General features: G+C 70.5%; 21 protein-coding genes. 6 read left to right on the top strand and 15 right to left on the bottom strand.

What is annotated here, in order from left to right; genetic code table 11:
- Window positions 1-9: 9 nt before the first annotated feature.
- Window positions 10-756 (top strand): DUF1707 SHOCT-like domain-containing protein, encoded by a 747-nt coding sequence (locus E5082_RS25820; protein WP_135793651.1) that lies wholly within the window; start codon window positions 10-12, stop codon window positions 754-756.
- A 12-nt stretch (window positions 757-768) separates the two neighbouring features.
- Here E5082_RS25820 and E5082_RS25815 read toward each other — a convergent pair whose 3' ends face one another.
- The 3 genes from E5082_RS25815 to E5082_RS25805 all read right to left on the bottom strand — a co-directional run bounded on the left by E5082_RS25815 (window position 769) and on the right by E5082_RS25805 (window position 2,362).
- Window positions 769-1,164 (bottom strand): prefoldin domain-containing protein, encoded by a 396-nt coding sequence (locus E5082_RS25815; RefSeq protein WP_135793650.1) that lies wholly within the window; start codon window positions 1,162-1,164, stop codon window positions 769-771.
- A gap of 137 nt (window positions 1,165-1,301) precedes the next feature.
- Window positions 1,302-2,039, bottom strand: a complete 738-nt coding sequence (rph, locus tag E5082_RS25810; RefSeq protein ID WP_086690994.1) for a ribonuclease PH — start codon at window positions 2,037-2,039, stop codon at window positions 1,302-1,304.
- Between the two features lie 89 nt (window positions 2,040-2,128).
- Window positions 2,129-2,362 (bottom strand): PTS sugar transporter subunit IIB, encoded by a 234-nt coding sequence (locus tag E5082_RS25805; protein ID WP_135793649.1) that lies wholly within the window; start codon window positions 2,360-2,362, stop codon window positions 2,129-2,131.
- A gap of 260 nt (window positions 2,363-2,622) precedes the next feature.
- On the opposite strand from E5082_RS25805, the gene E5082_RS25800 reads away from it, so the two are divergent.
- A complete protein-coding gene (locus E5082_RS25800; protein ID WP_135793648.1) occupies window positions 2,623-3,888 on the top strand; it encodes a PTS transporter subunit EIIC in 1,266 nt (421 codons plus the stop codon).
- A 66-nt stretch (window positions 3,889-3,954) separates the two neighbouring features.
- On the opposite strand, the gene E5082_RS25795 is transcribed toward E5082_RS25800, so the two are convergent.
- Window positions 3,955-4,707, bottom strand: a complete 753-nt coding sequence (locus E5082_RS25795) for an MBL fold metallo-hydrolase (protein WP_135793647.1) — start codon at window positions 4,705-4,707, stop codon at window positions 3,955-3,957.
- Between the two features lie 216 nt (window positions 4,708-4,923).
- Between E5082_RS25795 and E5082_RS25790 the strand changes: the two genes are divergently transcribed.
- Window positions 4,924-5,403 carry a type II toxin-antitoxin system PemK/MazF family toxin gene (locus E5082_RS25790; protein ID WP_135793646.1) on the top strand — a complete coding sequence of 160 codons (480 nt, stop codon included), beginning with the start codon at window positions 4,924-4,926 and terminating at the stop codon, window positions 5,401-5,403.
- A gap of 76 nt (window positions 5,404-5,479) precedes the next feature.
- Here E5082_RS25790 and E5082_RS25785 read toward each other — a convergent pair whose 3' ends face one another.
- The 7 genes from E5082_RS25785 to clpS form a co-directional block, all read right to left on the bottom strand.
- On the bottom strand, window positions 5,480-5,923 hold the full coding sequence (locus E5082_RS25785) for a hypothetical protein (protein ID WP_135793645.1): 444 nt from the start codon (window positions 5,921-5,923) through the stop codon (window positions 5,480-5,482).
- A gap of 258 nt (window positions 5,924-6,181) precedes the next feature.
- Window positions 6,182-7,132, bottom strand: a complete 951-nt coding sequence (locus tag E5082_RS25780; protein ID WP_135793644.1) for a PLP-dependent cysteine synthase family protein — start codon at window positions 7,130-7,132, stop codon at window positions 6,182-6,184.
- Window positions 7,133-7,149: 17 nt separating this feature from the next.
- Window positions 7,150-7,428 (bottom strand): MoaD/ThiS family protein, encoded by a 279-nt coding sequence (locus tag E5082_RS25775; protein WP_086694342.1) that lies wholly within the window; start codon window positions 7,426-7,428, stop codon window positions 7,150-7,152.
- A gap of 165 nt (window positions 7,429-7,593) precedes the next feature.
- Window positions 7,594-8,016 (bottom strand): M67 family metallopeptidase, encoded by a 423-nt coding sequence (locus E5082_RS25770; RefSeq protein ID WP_086694341.1) that lies wholly within the window; start codon window positions 8,014-8,016, stop codon window positions 7,594-7,596.
- A 144-nt stretch (window positions 8,017-8,160) separates the two neighbouring features.
- On the bottom strand, window positions 8,161-9,579 hold the full coding sequence (locus tag E5082_RS25765; RefSeq protein ID WP_135793643.1) for an amino acid permease: 1,419 nt from the start codon (window positions 9,577-9,579) through the stop codon (window positions 8,161-8,163).
- A gap of 336 nt (window positions 9,580-9,915) precedes the next feature.
- On the bottom strand, window positions 9,916-10,524 hold the full coding sequence (locus E5082_RS25760) for a DUF2017 domain-containing protein (protein ID WP_135793642.1): 609 nt from the start codon (window positions 10,522-10,524) through the stop codon (window positions 9,916-9,918).
- 10 nt (window positions 10,525-10,534) lie between these two features.
- A complete protein-coding gene (clpS, locus tag E5082_RS25755) occupies window positions 10,535-10,852 on the bottom strand; it encodes an ATP-dependent Clp protease adapter ClpS (protein ID WP_135793641.1) in 318 nt (105 codons plus the stop codon).
- A 57-nt stretch (window positions 10,853-10,909) separates the two neighbouring features.
- Between clpS and E5082_RS25750 the strand changes: the two genes are divergently transcribed.
- Together E5082_RS25750 and E5082_RS25745 are read left to right on the top strand one after the other, a co-directional pair.
- Window positions 10,910-12,256: a nicotinate phosphoribosyltransferase gene (locus E5082_RS25750; protein WP_135793640.1), complete on the top strand. Its 1,347-nt coding sequence runs from the start codon at window positions 10,910-10,912 to the stop codon at window positions 12,254-12,256.
- Between the two features lie 59 nt (window positions 12,257-12,315).
- Window positions 12,316-12,909: an isochorismatase family protein gene (locus E5082_RS25745; RefSeq protein WP_135793639.1), complete on the top strand. Its 594-nt coding sequence runs from the start codon at window positions 12,316-12,318 to the stop codon at window positions 12,907-12,909.
- Window positions 12,910-13,017: 108 nt separating this feature from the next.
- Here E5082_RS25745 and E5082_RS32700 read toward each other — a convergent pair whose 3' ends face one another.
- From E5082_RS32700 to E5082_RS25725, 3 genes are all read right to left on the bottom strand, one after another.
- On the bottom strand, window positions 13,018-13,392 hold the full coding sequence (locus E5082_RS32700; RefSeq protein WP_190045384.1) for a hypothetical protein: 375 nt from the start codon (window positions 13,390-13,392) through the stop codon (window positions 13,018-13,020).
- A gap of 79 nt (window positions 13,393-13,471) precedes the next feature.
- Entirely contained in the window at window positions 13,472-13,777 is a 306-nt protein-coding gene (locus tag E5082_RS25730; protein WP_135793638.1) for a hypothetical protein, read from the bottom strand.
- A gap of 121 nt (window positions 13,778-13,898) precedes the next feature.
- Complete coding sequence (locus tag E5082_RS25725; protein ID WP_135793637.1) at window positions 13,899-16,256, bottom strand: immune inhibitor A domain-containing protein; 2,358 nt, start codon at window positions 16,254-16,256, stop codon at window positions 13,899-13,901.
- A gap of 371 nt (window positions 16,257-16,627) precedes the next feature.
- Here E5082_RS25725 and E5082_RS25720 point away from each other — a divergent pair, with 371 nt between their 5' ends.
- Complete coding sequence (locus E5082_RS25720) at window positions 16,628-16,921, top strand: hypothetical protein (RefSeq protein ID WP_167514140.1); 294 nt, start codon at window positions 16,628-16,630, stop codon at window positions 16,919-16,921.
- A gap of 90 nt (window positions 16,922-17,011) precedes the next feature.
- Here the strand turns inward: E5082_RS25720 and E5082_RS25715 are convergent, their stop codons facing one another.
- Window positions 17,012-17,767 carry an RDD family protein gene (locus tag E5082_RS25715; protein WP_135793636.1) on the bottom strand — a complete coding sequence of 252 codons (756 nt, stop codon included), beginning with the start codon at window positions 17,765-17,767 and terminating at the stop codon, window positions 17,012-17,014.
- Window positions 17,768-17,780: the final 13 nt, after the last annotated feature.

Genomic DNA, 17,780 nt, shown 5'->3' with positions numbered 1-17,780 from the left:
TCTGCTGTCATGACCGACGACGCTGCCCCGGACCGCCGTTCCCCCGGTCCCGTCCCGGACCTGCGCGCCTCGGACGCCGACCGGGAGCGGGTCGCCGAGATCCTCCGCGACGGCCTGGCCGAAGGCCGCCTGGACATGGCGGAGTTCGAGGAGCGGCTGGAGTCGGCGTACCAGGCCCGCACCTACGGCGAGCTGGCCCCGCTGACCAGCGACCTCCCGGCGACCCCGGCCGCCGCTCCCCCGGTGTTCCTCACCAAGCGGCCGGTGGACGACGGGAGTTGGGCGTCCCGGATCGTCGGCGGCGAGGGCACCTCGACCGGGGCGGTGGCGGTGCTGTCCGGATTCCAGCGCAAGGGGCGCTGGACGATGCCGAAGAAGTTCACCTGCTTCGCCTTCATGGGCGGCGGCGAGATCGACCTGCGCGAGGCGTTCTTCGCGGACCGTGAGGTCGAGATCAGCTGCGTCGCCGTGATGGGCGGTCTGGAGGTGATCGTGCCGCCGGGGGTCGAGGTCGTGGTGCGCGGCATCGGCATCATGGGCGGCTTCGAGCACCCGGACCGGGACGAGCCCGGCGATCCGGGGGCGCCGCGCGTGATCATCAGCGGGTTCGCGTTCTGGGGCGGGGTCGGCGTGGAGCGCAAGCTCACGCGGGCCGAGCGGCAACGGCTGAAGGAGCTGCGCCGCCAGGAACGCCTGGACCGCCGCGACGCCCGGCAGGAACTCCGCCGGGGCCGCCGGGAGGACCGGGGGCGCTGACCCCTGGGGCCCCTAGGGCGTGCAGACCTTGGTGAGTTCACCGGCCGCGTCGGTGACCGGGCGCACGTCCGGGGTGTTGTCGCCGTTCCTGATGGCGGTCCGGACGTTGGAGACCGCCGAATTCAGGTCGTCCACGGCCTTGTTGACGTCGGCGTCGTCCGTGCGGTCGCCGATCCGGTCGAGGTTCTGCTCTATGGAGTCCAGCGAGGCGTCGGCCTGCGTGGGATCGTTCGCGGCGTTCTCCACGGCCTGCTGGAGGTCGGTGACGCTGTCCGCGATGGAGTCGGCGGTCTGCACACAGTCCAGGGCCTTGTTCACGGCGTCGCAGCCGGTGGTGAGGCCCATGGTGAGCGCGGCGGCCGCGAGTGCGGCGATGGCGGTGGTACGGCGTCGGCGGCCGGCGGCCATGCGGTGTCCCTCCCCAGGTACGGCTGGCCGGGCGCGCGGGATCGAGCCGCGCGCCCGTACCGTCCAAGACGCCGTTCGCCGGGGCGGGGTTGCCTGGGAAGCTCAGCTGTTTTGGGGTGCCCTTTACCCGGCCGGTGCTACTCGGGCAGGGTCAGTGCGAGGGCGGCCCGCTGGAACTCGGTGAGTTCGGCGCAGCCGGCCACACCCAGGTCGAGCAGGGCGTTCAGTTCCTCGCGGGCGAAGGGCTCGGCCTCGGCGGTGCCCTGGATCTCGACGAAGCGGCCGTCGCCGGTGCAGACCACGTTCATGTCGGTCTCGGCGCGCACGTCTTCCTCGTAGCAGAGGTCGAGCAGCGGGACGCCGTCGACGATGCCGACCGAGACGGCGCCGACGGTGCCGGTGAGCGGCTGGCGGCCCGCCTTGATCAGCTTCTTGCGCTGCGCCCAGGCGACGGCGTCGGCGAGGGCGACGTAGGCGCCGGTGATGGCGGCGGTGCGGGTGCCGCCATCGGCCTGGAGGACGTCGCAGTCCAGGACGATGGTGTTCTCGCCGAGCGCCTTGTAGTCGATGACGGCGCGCAGCGAGCGGCCGATGAGGCGGGAGATCTCGTGCGTGCGCCCGCCGATCCGGCCCCGGACCGACTCACGGTCGCCGCGGGTGTTTGTGGAGCGGGGCAGCATGGAGTACTCGGCGGTGACCCAGCCCTCGCCGCTGCCCTTGCGCCAGCGGGGGACGCCTTCGGTGACGCTGGCGGTGCAGAACACCTTGGTGTCGCCGAAGGAGACGAGGACGGAGCCCTCGGCGTGCTTGCTCCAGCCGCGTTCGATGGTGACGGGGCGGAGCTGTTCGGGGGTGCGGCCGTCGATGCGAGACATGCGGCTGAGCCTATCGGGAGTGACGCGAGGGGCTCCTCCCCCATGGGAAGAAGCCCCTCGTGCCGGTCAGCTGCCGCTGGGCGGGCGGCTCACATCATGTCTTCGATCTCCGCGGCGATCGGGTCGGCGTCGGTGCCGATGACGACCTGGACGGCGGTGCCCATCTTCACGACACCGTGCGCGCCGGCGGCCTTCAGGGCGGCCTCGTCGACGAGCGACGCGTCGTGGACCTCGGTACGCAGGCGGGTGATGCAGCCCTCGACCTCGTCGATGTTGTCGATGCCGCCGAGCCCGGCGACGATCTTCTCAGCCTTGGTGGCCATGTTCCTTCTCCCTGGTCCGAACTGGTCCGAACGAGAACCGTCCGAAGACTGGTCTACACCACCATGGGGAACCCCACCAAACCGCCCCCCGGCCCCCACGGGCCGGGCACTCCGTGTAGCCCCACGATCGCTATTTCACGGGTTCCTTATATCCGTGCCATCGTGCTACAACAGGTCTACACCACAAGTGGTGTAGACCACAGACGCTGCCGTCCCCCTCCATGGTCCCAGGGCGGCGCCCTGCCCATCTGGAGGAAGTTGTGACCACGGCCAGCGCCGCGCCCCCGGCCGAGAAGAAGAGGGGCGCCAAGGTGATGGGCGTCCTCCAGCGGATCGGCCGCAGCCTGATGCTGCCGGTCGCCGTGCTGCCCGCCGCCGCCATCCTGGTGCGGCTGGGCAACGGCGACATGCTGGGCGACCCCTCCTACCCGGCGTTCCTCACCAAGATCGCCTCCTTCATGGCGGCGGGCGGCAACGCGATCCTGGACAACATGGCGCTGCTGTTCGCGGTGGGCATCGCCATCGGCTTCGCCAAGAAGTCGGACGGCTCCACGGCGCTCGCCGCGGTCGTCGGCTACCTGGTCTTCAAGAACGTGCTGGCCACCTTCACCGACAAGAACCTGCCGAAGGTGGCCACCGCCGTCGACGGCAAGGTCGTCATGGTGAACGCCCCGGTGGACGCCAAGGTCCTCGGCGGCGTGGTGATGGGCATCGTCGTCGCCCTGCTCTACCAGCGCTTCTACCGCACCAAGCTGCCCGACTGGGCCGGCTTCTTCGGCGGCCGCCGCCTGGTCCCGATCCTCTCCGCGCTCGCCGGTCTGCTCATCGGCATCGTCTTCGGCTACATCTGGCCGGTGCTCGGCACGGGTCTGCACAACTTCGGTGAGTGGCTGGTCGGCTCGGGCGCGGTCGGCGCCGGCATCTTCGGTGTCGCCAACCGCGCGCTGATCCCGATCGGCATGCACCACCTGCTGAACTCGTTCCCCTGGTTCCAGGCGGGCGACTACCACGGCAAGAGCGGCGACATCGCGCGCTTCCTCGCCGGTGACCCGCACGCGGGCCAGTTCATGACCGGTTTCTTCCCGATCATGATGTTCGCGCTGCCCGCCGCCTGCCTCGCCATCGTGCACTGCGCCCGCCCCGAGCGCCGCAAGGTCGTCGGCGGCATGATGTTCTCCCTCGCGCTGACCTCCTTCTTCACCGGTGTCACCGAGCCGATCGAGTTCACCTTCATGTTCATCGCCCCGGTGCTGTACGGGATCCACGCGGTGCTCACCGGTGTCTCCATGGCGCTGACCTGGTCGCTGGGCATGCGGGACGGCTTCGGCTTCTCGGCCGGCGCGATCGACTTCGGCCTGAACTGGGGCATCGCGTCGAACCCGTGGGGCCTCATCCTGGTCGGCCTGTGCTTCGCGGTCGTCTACTACGTGGTCTTCCGCTTCGCCATCGTCAAGTTCAACCTCCCCACGCCGGGCCGCGAGTCCGACGAGGAGCTGGCCGAGATCCAGAAGGCCGAGGCCAAGTAACCCGGCCCAGGTACGCGCAAGGCCCCGGAACCTCACCAGGTTCCGGGGCCTTCGTCGTGCTCGGGCCTACAGCTCGTACGTCATGCGGGGCACCGCCAGCTCCACCGGGCCGGCGAAGGTCTGGCGGGCGTCGACCAGGTTGACCACGGGGTCGGTCCACGGCGGGATGTGGGTGAGGACCAGCATGCGGGCGCCCGCGCGGGTGGCCGTCTCCCCGGCCTCGCGGCCGTTGAGGTGCAGGTCGGGGATGTTCTCCTTGCCGTGCGTGAAGGCGGCCTCGCACAGGAACAGGTCGGCGTCCCGCGCCAGCTCGTCCAGCGCCTCGCTGACCCCGGTGTCCCCGGAGTACGTCAGGGACTTGCCCCCGTGCTCGATCCGGATCGCGTACGCCTCGACCGGGTGCCGCACCCGCTCGGTGTGCACGGTGAAGGGGCCGATCTCGAAGGTGGACGGCTTGACCGTGTGGAAGTCGAAGACCTCGCTCATGGAGGACGCGGAGGGCGTGTCGGCGTACGCCGTGGTCAGCCGGTGCTCGGTGCCCTCGGGACCGTAGACCGGGATCGGCTCGCAGCGGCCGCCGTCGTGCCGGTAGTAGCGCGCGACGAAGTAGGCGCACATGTCGATGCAGTGATCGGCGTGCAGATGGCTGAGGAAGATCGCGTCGAGGTCGTACAGACCGATGTGGCGCTGCAACTCCCCCAGGGCGCCGTTGCCCATGTCGAGAAGCAGCCGGAAGCCGTCGGCCTCGACGAGGTAGCTCGAACAGGCCGATTCCGCGGACGGGAACGACCCCGAGCAGCCGACGACGGTGAGCTTCATGGAGCGGAAACCTCCGTGGGCAGAAGCGGGTCGGGAAGCAGCAGGGCATGGTTGTGCGGTTCGTCGAGCGTAAGGCGCGAAAGCGCGGGTCGCTCCTTCGCCAGGGGCCGTTGTGGGCGAACTCACCTGTGCTGTCACCGGTTCGGCTGGACCGGGGGCGCATGGGTATCAGCCGAGGGCGCGCGGCGGGCGGCGCGCGCCGGTAACGTCCTCCGCATGGACACGACCTGGTGGCTCGCGCTGGTGGCGGTACTCCTGCTGGCCCTGGTCGCCACGCTGGTGGACGGCTGGGGACGGGGTCACCGGCCGCGCGGGCGTCGGCTGCGGCCGCCCGGCCGGCCCGCGCCGCGGCCCCGACCGCGGGACCGGGCACGGAAGCTGACGGACCGTCCGCGACCGGGCGACATCTGGTGGGCCGACGTGCCCTACGAGGACCGGCCGGAGTCCAAGGACCGGCCGTGTCTGGTGCTGGCCGTGCGCGGCGACCGGGTCACGGTCGCGAAGATCACCAGCAAGGACCACGACCGGCGCGCGGGGGTCCTCCCGCTGCCGCCCGGTTCGGTGGGCGACGCCCGGGGCCGCCCCAGTTTCCTGCGCACCGACGAGGTGCGCGAGGTGCGCGTGCGGGACTTCCGGCGCCGGGTGGGCACCGTCGACCCGGCCCTGTGGGACCAGGTACGCCGCCTGACCCGCTAGGCGGAGGGACGCGGCCGTGTCCGCCGCCCTTCCGGCACCTGCCGGAGAACGCCCGGCGACCGCACCCCTGCCGGTGCTAGCCGATCCGCACGGTGACGCGGAACTCCTGGATGCCCTTGCAGGAGACCCCGTCCGGTGTGGTGGGCCGGGCGCACAGCGGGCGGCTGGAGGTCAGCTGGACGGTGCCGGTGGCGACGGCGCGGTAGGCGGCGGTGGCGTCACCCGGCTGGAGGACGAGCCCGGTGTTGATCGCGGTCAGCGCGTGGCCGCTCGCCCTGACCGGCTGCCAGGGGCGGGACCTGGTGCCGTCCAGGGTGAGCCGCAGCTCGCCGCCCCGCTTGAGGCAGACGGTCTTCCCGGCGGCGGATGAGGTCAGCCGCGCCTGGTCCGCGCAGCCGCCGGAGCGCGAGGGAACGGCGGACGGCTTGGCCGACGCCGAGGGCGTGGACTCGCCCCCGCAGCCCGCGAGCAGCAGGAGCAGGGCCGTCGCCGCGAGGGCGCGGGACGTCGTACGGCGCATGGGGTCCGCCTCTCCGTCGTGGCCGGTACCGTCCGGCACCGCTGGTGATGTGACGTACCACCGGCGCGATCGGCTCCCGGGAAGCGCGCGTGTCCCGCGCGCGGACGGCTTCCGCGCGCGGGACGGGGTGCTGGTGCGGTCTTCAGCTCGTGGGGAGGGCGGTGTCGTCCACGCACCGGCGTGCGCGGCCTCGCCGCTTTAGGTCCCGGCGTGCGGAGGCCCGGCAGTACCGCACGGAAATCAGTCGCCGGAGGAGGGTCAGGCCCAGAGCTGGCCGTGCAGCGTCTCGACCGCCTCTTCGGTGGTCGCGGCGGTGTAGACCCCGGTGGAGAGGTACTTCCAGCCGCCGTCGGCGACGACGAAGACGATGTCGGCGCTCTCCCCCGCCTTGACCGCCTTGCGGCCCACCCCGAGCGCCGCGTGCAGCACCGCGCCGGTGGAGACGCCCGCGAAGATGCCCTCCTGCTGGAGGAGCTCACGGGTACGGGCCACCGCGTCCGCCGAGCCGACGGAGAACCGGGTGGTGAGCACCGAGGCGTCGTACAGCTCGGGCACGAAGCCCTCGTCGAGGTTGCGCAGGCCGTACACCAGGTCGTCGTAGCGCGGTTCGGCGGCGACGATCTTCACGTCCGGCTTCTGCTCGCGCAGGTAGCGGCCGACGCCCATCAGGGTGCCGGTGGTGCCGAGGCCCGCGACGAAGTGGGTGACGGAGGGAAGGTCGGCCAGGATCTCGGGGCCGGTGCCGGAGTAGTGGGCGCCCGCGTTGTCGGGGTTCCCGTACTGGTAGAGCATCACCCAGTCCGGGTGCTCGGCGGCCAGTTCCTTGGCGACCCGGACGGCGGTGTTGGAGCCACCGGCCGCCGGGGACGGGATGATCTCCGCGCCCCACATGCCGAGCAGGTCACGGCGCTCGCGGGAGGTGTTCTCCGGCATCACGCACACCATGCGGTAGCCCTTGAGCTTGGCGGCCATGGCGAGCGAGATACCGGTGTTGCCCGAGGTGGGCTCCAAGATGGTGCAGCCGGGGGTGAGCCGGCCGTCCTTCTCCGCCTGCTCGATCATGTGCAGGGCGGGCCGGTCCTTGACCGAGCCGGTGGGATTGCGGTCCTCCAGCTTGGCCCAGATCCGGACGTCGGGGGACGGCGAGAGCCGCGGCAGGCGCACCAGAGGGGTGTTGCCCACCGCGGCCAGCGGGGAGTCGTAACGCATCGGAGCGCGGCGGCCGATCAGACCATGCCGCCGGCCACGGCCGGCAGGATGGTCACGGTGTCGCCGTCGGACAGCTTGGTCTCGATGCCGTCGACGAAGCGGACGTCCTCGTCGTTCAGGTACACGTTGACGAAGCGGCGCAGCTGGCCGCCGTCCACCACACGGCCCTGGATGCCCGCGTGCCGGGTCTCGAGGTCGGCGAACAGGTCGGCGAGGGTCTCCCCGGTGCCTTCGACCGCCTTCTGGCCGTCGGTGTACTGGCGGAGGATGGTCGGGATGCGGACCTCGATGGCCATGGTTGCGGGCTCCTGTTCGAAGGTGTTCGTCGGGGCTGCGGCTCGGTACGTCGTCAGCGGAAGGCGCGCACCACAGTCAGAACCATGGGCTCATCGTAACGATTCCCGGTCCACCGACCGGAATCCTGTCCCGTATGGCGGACGGTCGGCGACCGGGGAGTGGGATCAGTACGCCTCGACGACCTTGACCTCCTCCTCGGTGACCGCTCCGTCCAGGATGCGGAACGAGCGGAACTGGAAGTCGCCGAGGCCGTCGGCGTCCGCCGTGGAGACCAGGACGTAGTGCGCGCCGGGCTCGTTCGCGTAGCCGATGTCGGTGCGGGAGGGGTACGCCTCGGTGGCGGTGTGGGAGTGGTAGATGACCACCGGCTCCTCGTCGCGGTCGTCCATCTCCCGGTAGAGCTTCAGCAGGTCCTGGGAGTCGAACTCGTAGAACGTGGGCGAGCGGGCGGCGTTCAGCATCGGGATGAACCGCTCGGGGCGCCCGGTGCCCTCCGGCCCGGCCACCACACCGCACGCCTCGTCGGGGTGGTCCTCGCGGGCGTGGGCGACGATCCGGTCGTACAGGTCCTGGGTGATGGTCAGCATGCGGGCCAGGATAGGGGGACGGGCCGTCCCGTACCGCAGTGCGGTACGGGACGGCCCGCATGGCGGACGCCTTGAGCGGCGGCCGCCGGGGGTGCCACGAGTACTCCCGACGGCCAGGCGTCCTGGATGGTCCCTCGGCGGGGTCTAGCCCACCTTCTCCAGCGCCGGCTCGTCACGCTCGCCGCTCTGCGGCGTGCGGGACTTCATGATCTTCCAGCCGATGCCGAGGGCGACGGCCCAGACGGCCATCACGTACAGGCAGACGCGGGAGTCGGCATCGTACGCGATCAGGCCGGTGACGAAGAGCAGGAAGGCGATGGCGACGTACGAGCAGACCGAGCCGCCCGGCGCCGGGAAGGACGAGGCGGGCAGCTTGCCCGCGACGACCGCGCGGCGGTAGAGCACGTGGCTGATCAGGATCATCAGCCAGGTCCAGATGCCCGCGGCGGTGGCGACCGAGGTGACGTAGCCGAACGCCTTCTCCGGGACCACGTAGTTCAGCACCACGCCGATGCCCATGAACAGCACCGAGACGGTGATGCCGAGCGCCGGGGTCTTGGTGGAGGACAGCTTGGCGAAGACGCGCGGGGCCTCGCCGTTGTCCGCCAGGGTGCGCAGCATGCGGCCCGTGGAGTACATGCCGGAGTTGCAGGAGGACAGGGCGGCGGTGAGGACGACGAAGTTCACGATGCCCGCGCCGGCCGGGATGCCGATCACCGCGAACGCCTTCACGAACGGGCTGACGCCCGGTGCGAACTCGGTCCACTTGACCACGCAGAGGATGACGGTGAGGGCACCCACGTAGAAGAGGGCGATGCGCCAGGGCAGGGTGTTGATGGCCTTGGGCAGCGTCTTCTCCGGGTCCTCCGACTCGCCGGCGGTGACGCCGACCAGCTCGACCGCGAGGTAGGCGAACATGACGCCCTGGAGGGTCATCAGCGAGGAGCCGATGCCCTTGGGGAAGAAGCCGTCGAACTGGTACAGGTTCGCCACCGAGGCGGTGTCACCGGCGGCGCTGAAGCCGAAGGTCAGCACGCCGAGGCCGATGACGATCATGCCGATCAGGGCGGTGACCTTGACCATCGAGAACCAGAACTCCAGCTCACCGAAGAGCTTCACGGAGATCAGGTTGACGCCGAACAGGACCACCAGGAAGACCAGCGCCGTGACCCACCGTGGGACGGCCGGGAACCAGTAGTTGACATAGATGGCGGCGGCCGTCAGCTCGGCCATGCCGGTCACGACCCACATCAGCCAGTACGTCCAGCCGGTGAAGTAACCGAAGAAGTCGCCGAGGAATTCGCGCGAGTACTCGGCGAACGAACCCGACACCGGGCGGTAGAGCAGCAGCTCGCCCAGGGCTCGCATGATGAAGAAGATGATCACGCCTGCGAGGGCGTACATGAGGATGAGGCTGGGACCGGCCTTGGCGATGTTCGCCCCGGCTCCCAGGAACAGACCGACTCCGACGGCGCCACCAATGGCGATCATCTGGACCTGCCGGCTGCCGAGCCCTCGCTCGTAACCCTCTTCAGGGGCTTCGGTGACCTTCTCAGAGGCCATGGTGGTGCGCCTTTCTCCATGCCGACCCGCGGCCTTCACTCGGCCTCGGATCGGGTCTCGATCCCCCCGGAACTGATGGAGTGAGCAGGTCGTCGACCCGCTCGTGCCTGGCCGGCGGTCGCCGGCTCGGTGGCGCACCCGGCCGGACATGGGTGGTGTCCGCCGGGCGGTCGTGAAGATTTATCACGGCCGCAATATTGAGCAAAGGGGGGCCCTGTGAGGCACCACACAGGAAGAACCGGACAAAGTACGCTCAAATGCGTCAAAAACGGCCGCAACGGTAACGCGATCGTTATCCGGAGTTGAGCGTCCTCTGAGCGAACGCGAAAGCGGCGCTTACGGCATCAGCGTCGAGACGAGGGTCTCCTGGAGGCCGCCGAGCCAGAGGTAGGCCAGCACCATGGGCTTGCGCGGGTCCTCGTCCGGGAGGCGGTACAGCGGGTCCGTGTCCTCCTCGTCGGAGATCTCCAGCCGGGAGCCGATGGCCAGGCGCAGGTCGTTCAGCGCGGAGAGCCACTGCCGGGACCGCTCGGGCGACAGCTTGAGCACCGCCTCGCCGCCCTCGGCCGACGACGCGAGCTGGTCCAGGGTGCGGATGACCGCGAGCGCGTTCTCCCGCTTGCCGGCCCGGAGGTCGTTCTCGGTGTAGCGGCGGAACTCGGCGGAGTGCGCGCGCCGCTCCTCGGCCTCGGCCGGGTCGGCCGGCTCCTGCTCCGGGTCGGTGTAGGCGTCCGGGAACAGCCGGCGCAGCACCGGGTCGGCGGGCGGCTCGCTGGGGCCCTCGGCGAACAGCTCGGCGAGCGGGTCGCCGCCGGCGTCCTCGGCGGGGCCGGGTCCGATCAGCTCCAGGAGCTGGACGGCCAGCGAGCGGATGATGGAGATCTCGACGTCGTCGAGGGCGACGGTCGCGCCGCCGCCGGGGAGCGGTTCGAAGTGTCCGGGCATCTGTGTCGGTTTACTTCCGGTCCTGCTGGAGGGTGGCCCACAGTCCGTAACCGTGCATCGCCTGCACGTCGCGCTCCATCTCCTCGCGGCTCCCGCTGGAGACGACCGCCCGGCCCTTGTGGTGGACGTCGAGCATGAGCTCGGTGGCCTTGTCCTTCGAGTAGCCGAAGTACGTCTGGAAGACGTAGGTCACGTAGCTCATGAGGTTGACCGGATCATTGTGGACGATCGTGATCCAGGGGACGTCCAGCTCGGGTACGGCGAAGGTTTCCTCCGCCGATTCGGTGCGTTCGATCTCTACGGGCGCGGGTGACGTCACAACAGCCATGCTGCCACGCAGCCCAGAAATCGTCACACTGACGAAATGGGAGTAGGCTTCGTCGTCATGAACACAGCGGACCTTGGGCTGCCGGTGGAAGTCCCGTCGACGGCGCTCTTCACGGACCAGTACGAGCTGACCATGCTGCAAGCCGCCCTCAAGGCCGGGACGGCCGAGCGGCGCAGCGTGTTCGAGGTCTTCACCCGCCGCCTGCCGCACGGCCGCCGCTACGGCGTGGTCGGGGGCACCGGCCGGGTGCTGGACGCGGTGACGAACTTCCGCTTCGACGCAGCGGTGCTCGCCTTCCTGGGCGAACGGGGGATCGTCGACGAGCCGACCCTGAAGTGGCTCGCGGACTACCGCTTCCAGGGCGACATCTGGGGCTACCCGGAGGGCGAGGTGTACTTCCCCGGCTCGCCGCTGCTGCGGGTCGAGGGCAGCTTCGCGGAGTGCGTGCTGCTGGAGACGGTGATCCTCTCCATCCTCAACCACGACTCGGCCATCGCGGCCGCCGCCTCCCGGATGTCCTCCGCCGCGGGCGGACGGCCGCTGATCGAGATGGGCGCCCGCCGCACCCACGAGCTGGCCGCCGTCGCCGCGGCGCGCGCCGCCTACGTGGGCGGTTTCGCCACCACCTCCGACCTCGCGGCGGGCTTCCGGTACGGCATCCCGACCGTGGGCACCTCCGCGCACGCCTTCACCCTGCTGCACGACCAGGAGCGGGACGCCTTCCGCGCCCAGGTCGACGCCCTCGGCCCGGACACCACCCTGCTGGTGGACACCTACGACGTCGAGGAGGCCGTCCGTACGGCGGTGGAGGTGGCCGGCCCCGGACTGGGTGCGGTACGCATCGACTCCGGCGACCTGCTGCTGGTCGCGCACCGGGTGCGGCAGCAGCTCGACGAGCTCGGCGCGACAAAGACCCGGATCGTGGTCACCTCCGACCTGGACGAGTACGCCATCGCCTCGCTGGCGGCGGCGCCGGTGGACGCGTACGGGGTGGGCACGCAGCTGGTCACCGGCTCCGGGCATCCGACCTGCTCGATGGTCTACAAGCTGGTCGCCCGCGCCGAGTCCGCCGATCCCGCCGCCGAGCTGGTGCCGGTGGCGAAGAAGTCCAGCAGCGGGAAGACCTCCATCGGCGGCCGCAAGTGGGCGGCACGGCGGCTGGACAAGTACGGGGTCGCGGAGGCCGAGGTCGTGGGCACCGGGCCGGTCCCGGAGGAGCTGGCCGACCGGCAGTTGCTGGTGCAGCTGGTCAAGGGGGGCGAGGTCGTCGCCCGTGAGCCGCTGGACGCGGCGCGTGAGCGGCACATCGCGGCGCGGGGCAACCTTCCGCTGTCCGCGACGCAGCTCTCGCGCGGGGAGCCCGTCATTCCGACGGAGTACCTGCACCTGCCCTCGGGTAGCTAGTGCGGGAGGCCGGAAGTCTCTAGGCTCGATTCCTTGGACCCCACTCGAAGGACACCACCATGCGCCGCGCCTTGATCGTCGTAGACGTGCAGAACGACTTCTGCGAGGGGGGCAGTCTCGCGGTGGCCGGCGGTGCGGATGTGGCCGCCGCGATCACCGAGCTGATCGGCCAGGCGGCCGGGTCCGGGTACCGGCACGTGGTGGCCACCCGCGATCACCACATCGCGCCGGGCGGTCACTTCGCGGACAACCCGGACTACGTCCACTCCTGGCCCGCGCACTGCGTCGCGGGCACGGAGGGCGTGGGCTTCCACCCCAACTTCGCCCCGGCGGTCGCCTCCGGCGCGGTCGACGCGGTCTTCGACAAGGGCGCGTACTCCGCCGCGTACAGCGGCTTCGAGGGCACGGACGAGAACGGGCAGTCTCTCGCGGACTGGCTCCGGGCGCGGGACGTCGAAGAGGTCGACGTGGTCGGCATCGCCACGGACCACTGCGTACGGGCCACCGCCCTGGACGCGGCCGCCGAGGGTTTCCGCACCCACGTCCTGCTGGACCTGACGGCGGGGGTGGCCCAGCAGACCACGGACAAGGCGCTGGAAGCCCTGCGCGAGGCAGGCGTCCAGCTCACCGGCAAGCCGGTGGTGAACGCGTAGTCCGGCTGCGGGCCCGCTGTGGCCGGTCGCGCAGTTCCCCGCGCCCCTGGGCTGGCGAGCCCGGGCGGGGTCGCGTGCGTGGACCGGCGTCCGCCTGAAGGCTCCGGCTCAGATGACCCGCCCAAGGGGCGCGGGGAACTGCGCGACCAGCCACGCCGCACCCGCAGACGACCGCTGACGGCCGAGAACCTGCCGCGCGAGCACACGGGCCCGCTCCCACCCCTCGTCCTCGGCGAGAGCCGCCACGCTCCAGTGGTCCACCGTGCGGTCGTCGGTCATCTCCTCGAAGACCTCGTTGATGGCCCGCAGGCCGGGCACGAGCCCCTCCCCGAGCCGCCAGACGTCGTCGAACATGAGCGCGATCTCATCGGTCCCCACCCCGGCCCGCAGCACCCACTCCCGCTGCTCCTCCGCGGAGGCGGCCACCAGCACGAGCGCCTCCCGCACCAGCCCCACCCGCCGAGCGGCATCCCCCTGATCCATCCGAAGATGCTCCCACGACACCCACCTCAGGGGCGCGGGGAACTGCGCGACCAGCCACGATGTGCCGGCACCCGGGGGTCTACGGCTGGACCGCGGACGTGCGCAGGGCCCTGATCGGGCGCCACAGGCCCGTGCCCTCCGTCGGGGCCGTGCGCCATATGAGGCCGTCGGGATGGTGGAGGACGGCGGTCACCTCGTCCGGGGTGGGCGGGGCGGTGTTGCCGCGCAGGAACACGGACCACAGGCCGAGATTCCGCAGCCGGGTCAGGGCCCGCGCACGATTCCCCGCATGGACGAGAACCCGTACCCCGGCGGCACCGTGCGGCAGGTTCACCGCCACCACGACCGTCCCACCGGGCAGCTTGCAGAATCCTCCTGCGGCCATGCGGTCACATCCCCGTTCAGTCAGGTGTCAATAAGCGATCCACAGGACGCACCTAAACACGATCGGCGGCGACCCGCTAGGGGGTCACCGCCAATACGTCTCTGACCTGCGAAGATGTCGCTTACTTCGCCGCGGGGCCGACTTCCAGCTCGATCGTGGAGCCGTCCTCCGCCTGCTTCTTGATCTTGATCTTGGTGTTGGTGTCAGTGACCTTCACACCACCGGTGGGGTTCGACGGGTCCCAGTACGTGTGGGTGCGGTCGTTGAAGACCGACACCCCGTTCTGCGCCTTGATCCTCGTCGCCTTGCCCGCCTTGTGCAGCGTGATCCCGTCCGTCGGGTCCAGCGAGAACGGCGAGTCGTACGCCTGCATCCGGTTGCGCAGCAGCGTCCCGTCGGACCACTTCAGCGCCTTCGGGTGGGCGTCGACCGGCAGGATCAGACCGGTACCGGGGTGCGCGTCCGCGTTGGTGTTGTTGTCCGCCTGGGAGGTGTCCCACTTCCAGATCAACAGGCCGTCCTGGTACGGGTAGTGCTCCACCCAGTCGGGCCGGTCGGTGCCGGTGAAGCCGAAGTTGTACGGGCCCACCTTCAGCGTCTTGTCGTACGACACGTACTGGCGGTTCTCCGCGAGGTAGTACTGCGCGTAGTCCTTGGTGAAGGACGCGCCGATGCGGGAGAACCCGGCCGCGGCCCAAGCGGCGTCAGCCGTCTCGGCGTTGTCGGAGAACAGCGGCGCGCCGTCCGCGGTGACCGTGATCTCGTCGGCCGCGAAGCCCTTCAGCGCCACGCCGCCGTCGGTCTGGTAGCGGAAGCGGAGCTGGATCTTCTGGCCCGCGTACGCGTCCAGCGAGTACGAGAGCTTCTTGTAGCCGTCCACCGTGCCGGTCAGCGCGGGCTTGTCGGAGCCGTCATGCGGGATCGGCTGCCCGTCCACCGTGCCGTCCAGGGCGGTCCAGTTGGCGCCGTCCGTGGAGACCTCGGCGTAGAGGTAGTCGTAGCCGGCCTCGATGTCGTACCAGCCGTCCAGGCCCAGCGTGGCGTTGGACTTGCCGGTCAGGTCGACCGAACGGGTCAGGGTGTTCTTGAGGTTGTCACCACTGCCGCTCCACCACTGGGTCGCGCCCTGGGCCGGGGTGACGATCTCGGTCTTGACCGCCTTGTCCGGCAGCGTGACCAACAGGGCCTGGCGGTACTTGGTGTTGTACTCCGCGAGACCGAGCTTGTGCCAGGAGGAGACGCCCGCCTTGGCGGTGTCGTAGGTCAGCCAGCCGAGCTGGAGCTTGTCCCACGCGTTCATGTCGCCGGGCAGGTCACCGATGGAGTCCTTGCCGGTGCCGAGCCAGGAACCGGAGGACATCAGGGTCCAGAAACCGGTGGAGTTGTCGCCGCCGGCGGTGTCGTACTCGTCCGGCAGACCGAGGTCGTGGCCGTACTCGTGGGCGAAGACGCCGAGGCCGCCGTTCTCCGGCTGGATGGTGTAGTCGCCGACCCAGACACCGGTGTCGCCGACCGGGGCGCCGCCGAGCTTGTTGCCGGCCGGGCCGGTCGCGCCCGCGTCGGTGCCGAACGCGTACCAGCGGTGCGCCCAGATGGCGTTCTCGCCCTCGGCGCCGCCGCCCGCGGACTCGTCCTCACCGGCGTGCACGATCTGGAAGTGGTCGACGTAGCCGTCCGGCTCGTTGAAGTCGCCGTCACCGTCGTAGTCGTAGCGGTCCCACTGGTCGTACTGGGCCAGGTCGGCCTTGATGGCGGCGTCCGACTTGCCGGCCGCCTTCTGCCCGGCGACCCAGGACTTCAGACCGTCGCTGACCACGTTCCACACGCTGGTGCAGTTGGTCTGGCCGCAGGCGTTGTTGCCGTAACGGGCCTCGTTGTAGGGAACCTTGACCCAGTCCGAGACCTCGCCCTCGACCGAGTAGCGGCCCGAGGACTGCTTCTCGTAGTACTTCTTCAGCGACTCGGTCTTGGCACCGGTGCCGAAGTAGAGGTCCTGGTAGTGCTGCTGGTTGTAATCCGCCTGCCAGGCCGTGGAGTTGTCCTTGGTGCGGTCCGGCGCGGCGATCTTGTTGTGCAGCGGGCCGGGGGTGCCGCCGAACTTGGGGTCCGTCTGGTCCCCGAACTCCACCAGGATGGTGAAGATCTTGTCGGTCTTCTCCCGGCTCAGCTCGACGTACTTGCTGTCGCCCTTCTTGCTCTTGAGCTGGACGACCTTGGAGCCGTTGCGCTCCTTCGCCGTGGCCTTGCCGGCGATGAGCTGGTTCAGGGCCTCCTGGCGCTGAGCCTCCTGGGTCTTGCTCAGCGGGCCGTCGAGGTCGTGCTCCCGCTGTCCGGCCGGGGCCGGGTCGTGCCGGTTCTCGGCCGCCGGGCGGGCCATCGTGCCGGCCTCGGCCACGGCGAACGTGGCGAAGGTGGCGGACGACGCCGCCAGGGCCACGCCTATCGCCGCGGCTCTGAACGTCCAGGGTCTGCTGGTCACTTGAGATCCTCCCCCGCGCCGCGCGCACGGCAGGAGGGTTCCGGACCTTGGAAGATTCCGTGCGCGCACGATCAACGCGTGTAGTCAAGTGCCGTAATTTGACTAGAGGTTCTCCAGAAAAGACAGACCTTGACTTGAGCAGGACAAGTGCACTATGCGGAGTTGGCGTCCGCTTTACGAACACGTGCTACGGCAGAACGGGCGCGCGCATCGCCCCAGTTAGCGTGGGTCATGACTCCGTGCGCCCCCCGTGCACCGCCCCCCGGGGTGAGGCGGGGCTTACCTGGCACAGGACTCGGGCATGCACGCGAATAGAGTCGAAACGGCGCCCCGCACACCCCCTACCCCCGTCTTCCGAGGACACGATTGCCATGCCTCGTCCGACCGTCGCACAGCTCGTCTACGGTTCCTGCACCGTGATCCTCTCCACCGTCGCCATGCTGGCCCTGTCCCAGACCAGTTCGGGCGTCGGCGTCGCCGTCATCGCGCTGGCCGCGCTCGCGCTCGGACTGCTGGTCGCCATGACGGTGCCGCTGCCCCGGCCGCGCCCGACCCGGTCCGCCGCCGCCACCGGGCCGACACCCGCCGAGCCCGCCCGGCTGTCCGAGCGCCGCCGCCCCGTCGGCGCCTCCGCGGAGTCGGTACGCGGCCGCGCGGCGTCCTGACGGCGGCCGCCCGCTGAGACCACACGCGTCAGCGGCGGGCCGGGGATTCCTCCCCCGCCCGCCGCTCCGGCGCGCCGCGTCCCGGCCCGCTCAGGTGGTGGCGACCACCACGGTCTTCGCCGCCTTGTCGTGCAGGCCCTGCTTGTACGGGCGGTCGAAGTAGCTCCAGCCGCCGCAGATCGCGGTCCAGATACACGCGCAGCAGAAGGCGAAGGGCAGCCACAGCACCAGCGCCCGGATCAGCGAGGACTGCCGGGACGGAGTGGCGCCGTCGTGCAGGTTGGCCACCCGCATCTTGAGCAAGCGCATGCCGAGCGTCTGTCCGGTGCGGGCGATCAGGATGGTGTCGTAGGCGACGTACAGCACGGCGGCGATGATGGACTGGCCGAGCGACTTGCCGACCTCCATCCGGTCGCCGTTCACGTCGTACTGGTGCACCCCGAAGGCCCAGGTCAGCAGCCAGACGGCGATACCGACGATGATCATGTCGATGATGCGGGCGACCGTGCGCTTGCCGCTGTCCGCGAGCGGGGGCATGCCGGCGAGGGGGTCGCCGGGCCGGCCGGGACCTCCGAGGCCGCCCCCGTACGGGCTGTCTCCGTAGGGGCCGCCGGGGCCCTGAGGACCGCCCCCGTAAGGGCCACCCGCCCCGTAGGGGTCGCCCGACCCGTAGGGGCCGCCGCCCCGGGGCGGCGGCTCGCCGCCGGGTGGCGGGGGCTGCTGGGCGCCGTACGGGCGGTCGTACGGCGAACCCGGCCCCTGCCCCGGGTCCGACGGGGGCCGCTTCCTCAGCGGGTCGTCGTCGGGGGGCTGCGGTCCGGAGCCGGAGGGCGGTTCACTGCTCATGGCACCGAGTCGA

This window comes from Streptomyces griseoluteus, from assembly GCF_004784465.1.
Taxonomy (GTDB): domain Bacteria; phylum Actinomycetota; class Actinomycetes; order Streptomycetales; family Streptomycetaceae; genus Streptomyces; species Streptomyces griseoluteus.
This window is presented reverse-complemented; position numbering and strand designations above follow the sequence as displayed.

What these genes read in the sequence shown, in the direction of transcription:
- E5082_RS25820 (WP_135793651.1), top strand. Translation starts at nt 10, where the DNA reads ATGACCGACGACGCTGCCCCGGACCGCCGTTCCCCCGGTCCCGTCCCG.
- E5082_RS25815 (WP_135793650.1), bottom strand. Translation starts at nt 1,164, where the DNA reads ATGGCCGCCGGCCGCCGACGCCGTACCACCGCCATCGCCGCACTCGCG.
- rph (WP_086690994.1), bottom strand. Translation starts at nt 2,039, where the DNA reads ATGTCTCGCATCGACGGCCGCACCCCCGAACAGCTCCGCCCCGTCACC.
- E5082_RS25805 (WP_135793649.1), bottom strand. Translation starts at nt 2,362, where the DNA reads ATGGCCACCAAGGCTGAGAAGATCGTCGCCGGGCTCGGCGGCATCGAC.
- E5082_RS25795 (WP_135793647.1), bottom strand. Translation starts at nt 4,707, where the DNA reads ATGAAGCTCACCGTCGTCGGCTGCTCGGGGTCGTTCCCGTCCGCGGAA.
- E5082_RS25790 (WP_135793646.1), top strand. Translation starts at nt 4,924, where the DNA reads ATGGACACGACCTGGTGGCTCGCGCTGGTGGCGGTACTCCTGCTGGCC.
- E5082_RS25785 (WP_135793645.1), bottom strand. Translation starts at nt 5,923, where the DNA reads ATGCGCCGTACGACGTCCCGCGCCCTCGCGGCGACGGCCCTGCTCCTG.
- E5082_RS25780 (WP_135793644.1), bottom strand. Translation starts at nt 7,132, where the DNA reads ATGCGTTACGACTCCCCGCTGGCCGCGGTGGGCAACACCCCTCTGGTG.
- E5082_RS25775 (WP_086694342.1), bottom strand. Translation starts at nt 7,428, where the DNA reads ATGGCCATCGAGGTCCGCATCCCGACCATCCTCCGCCAGTACACCGAC.
- E5082_RS25770 (WP_086694341.1), bottom strand. Translation starts at nt 8,016, where the DNA reads ATGCTGACCATCACCCAGGACCTGTACGACCGGATCGTCGCCCACGCC.
- E5082_RS25765 (WP_135793643.1), bottom strand. Translation starts at nt 9,579, where the DNA reads ATGGCCTCTGAGAAGGTCACCGAAGCCCCTGAAGAGGGTTACGAGCGA.
- E5082_RS25760 (WP_135793642.1), bottom strand. Translation starts at nt 10,524, where the DNA reads ATGCCCGGACACTTCGAACCGCTCCCCGGCGGCGGCGCGACCGTCGCC.
- clpS (WP_135793641.1), bottom strand. Translation starts at nt 10,852, where the DNA reads ATGGCTGTTGTGACGTCACCCGCGCCCGTAGAGATCGAACGCACCGAA.
- E5082_RS25750 (WP_135793640.1), top strand. Translation starts at nt 10,910, where the DNA reads ATGAACACAGCGGACCTTGGGCTGCCGGTGGAAGTCCCGTCGACGGCG.
- E5082_RS25745 (WP_135793639.1), top strand. Translation starts at nt 12,316, where the DNA reads ATGCGCCGCGCCTTGATCGTCGTAGACGTGCAGAACGACTTCTGCGAG.
- E5082_RS32700 (WP_190045384.1), bottom strand. Translation starts at nt 13,392, where the DNA reads ATGGATCAGGGGGATGCCGCTCGGCGGGTGGGGCTGGTGCGGGAGGCG.
- E5082_RS25730 (WP_135793638.1), bottom strand. Translation starts at nt 13,777, where the DNA reads ATGGCCGCAGGAGGATTCTGCAAGCTGCCCGGTGGGACGGTCGTGGTG.
- E5082_RS25720 (WP_167514140.1), top strand. Translation starts at nt 16,628, where the DNA reads ATGCCTCGTCCGACCGTCGCACAGCTCGTCTACGGTTCCTGCACCGTG.
- E5082_RS25715 (WP_135793636.1), bottom strand. Translation starts at nt 17,767, where the DNA reads ATGAGCAGTGAACCGCCCTCCGGCTCCGGACCGCAGCCCCCCGACGAC.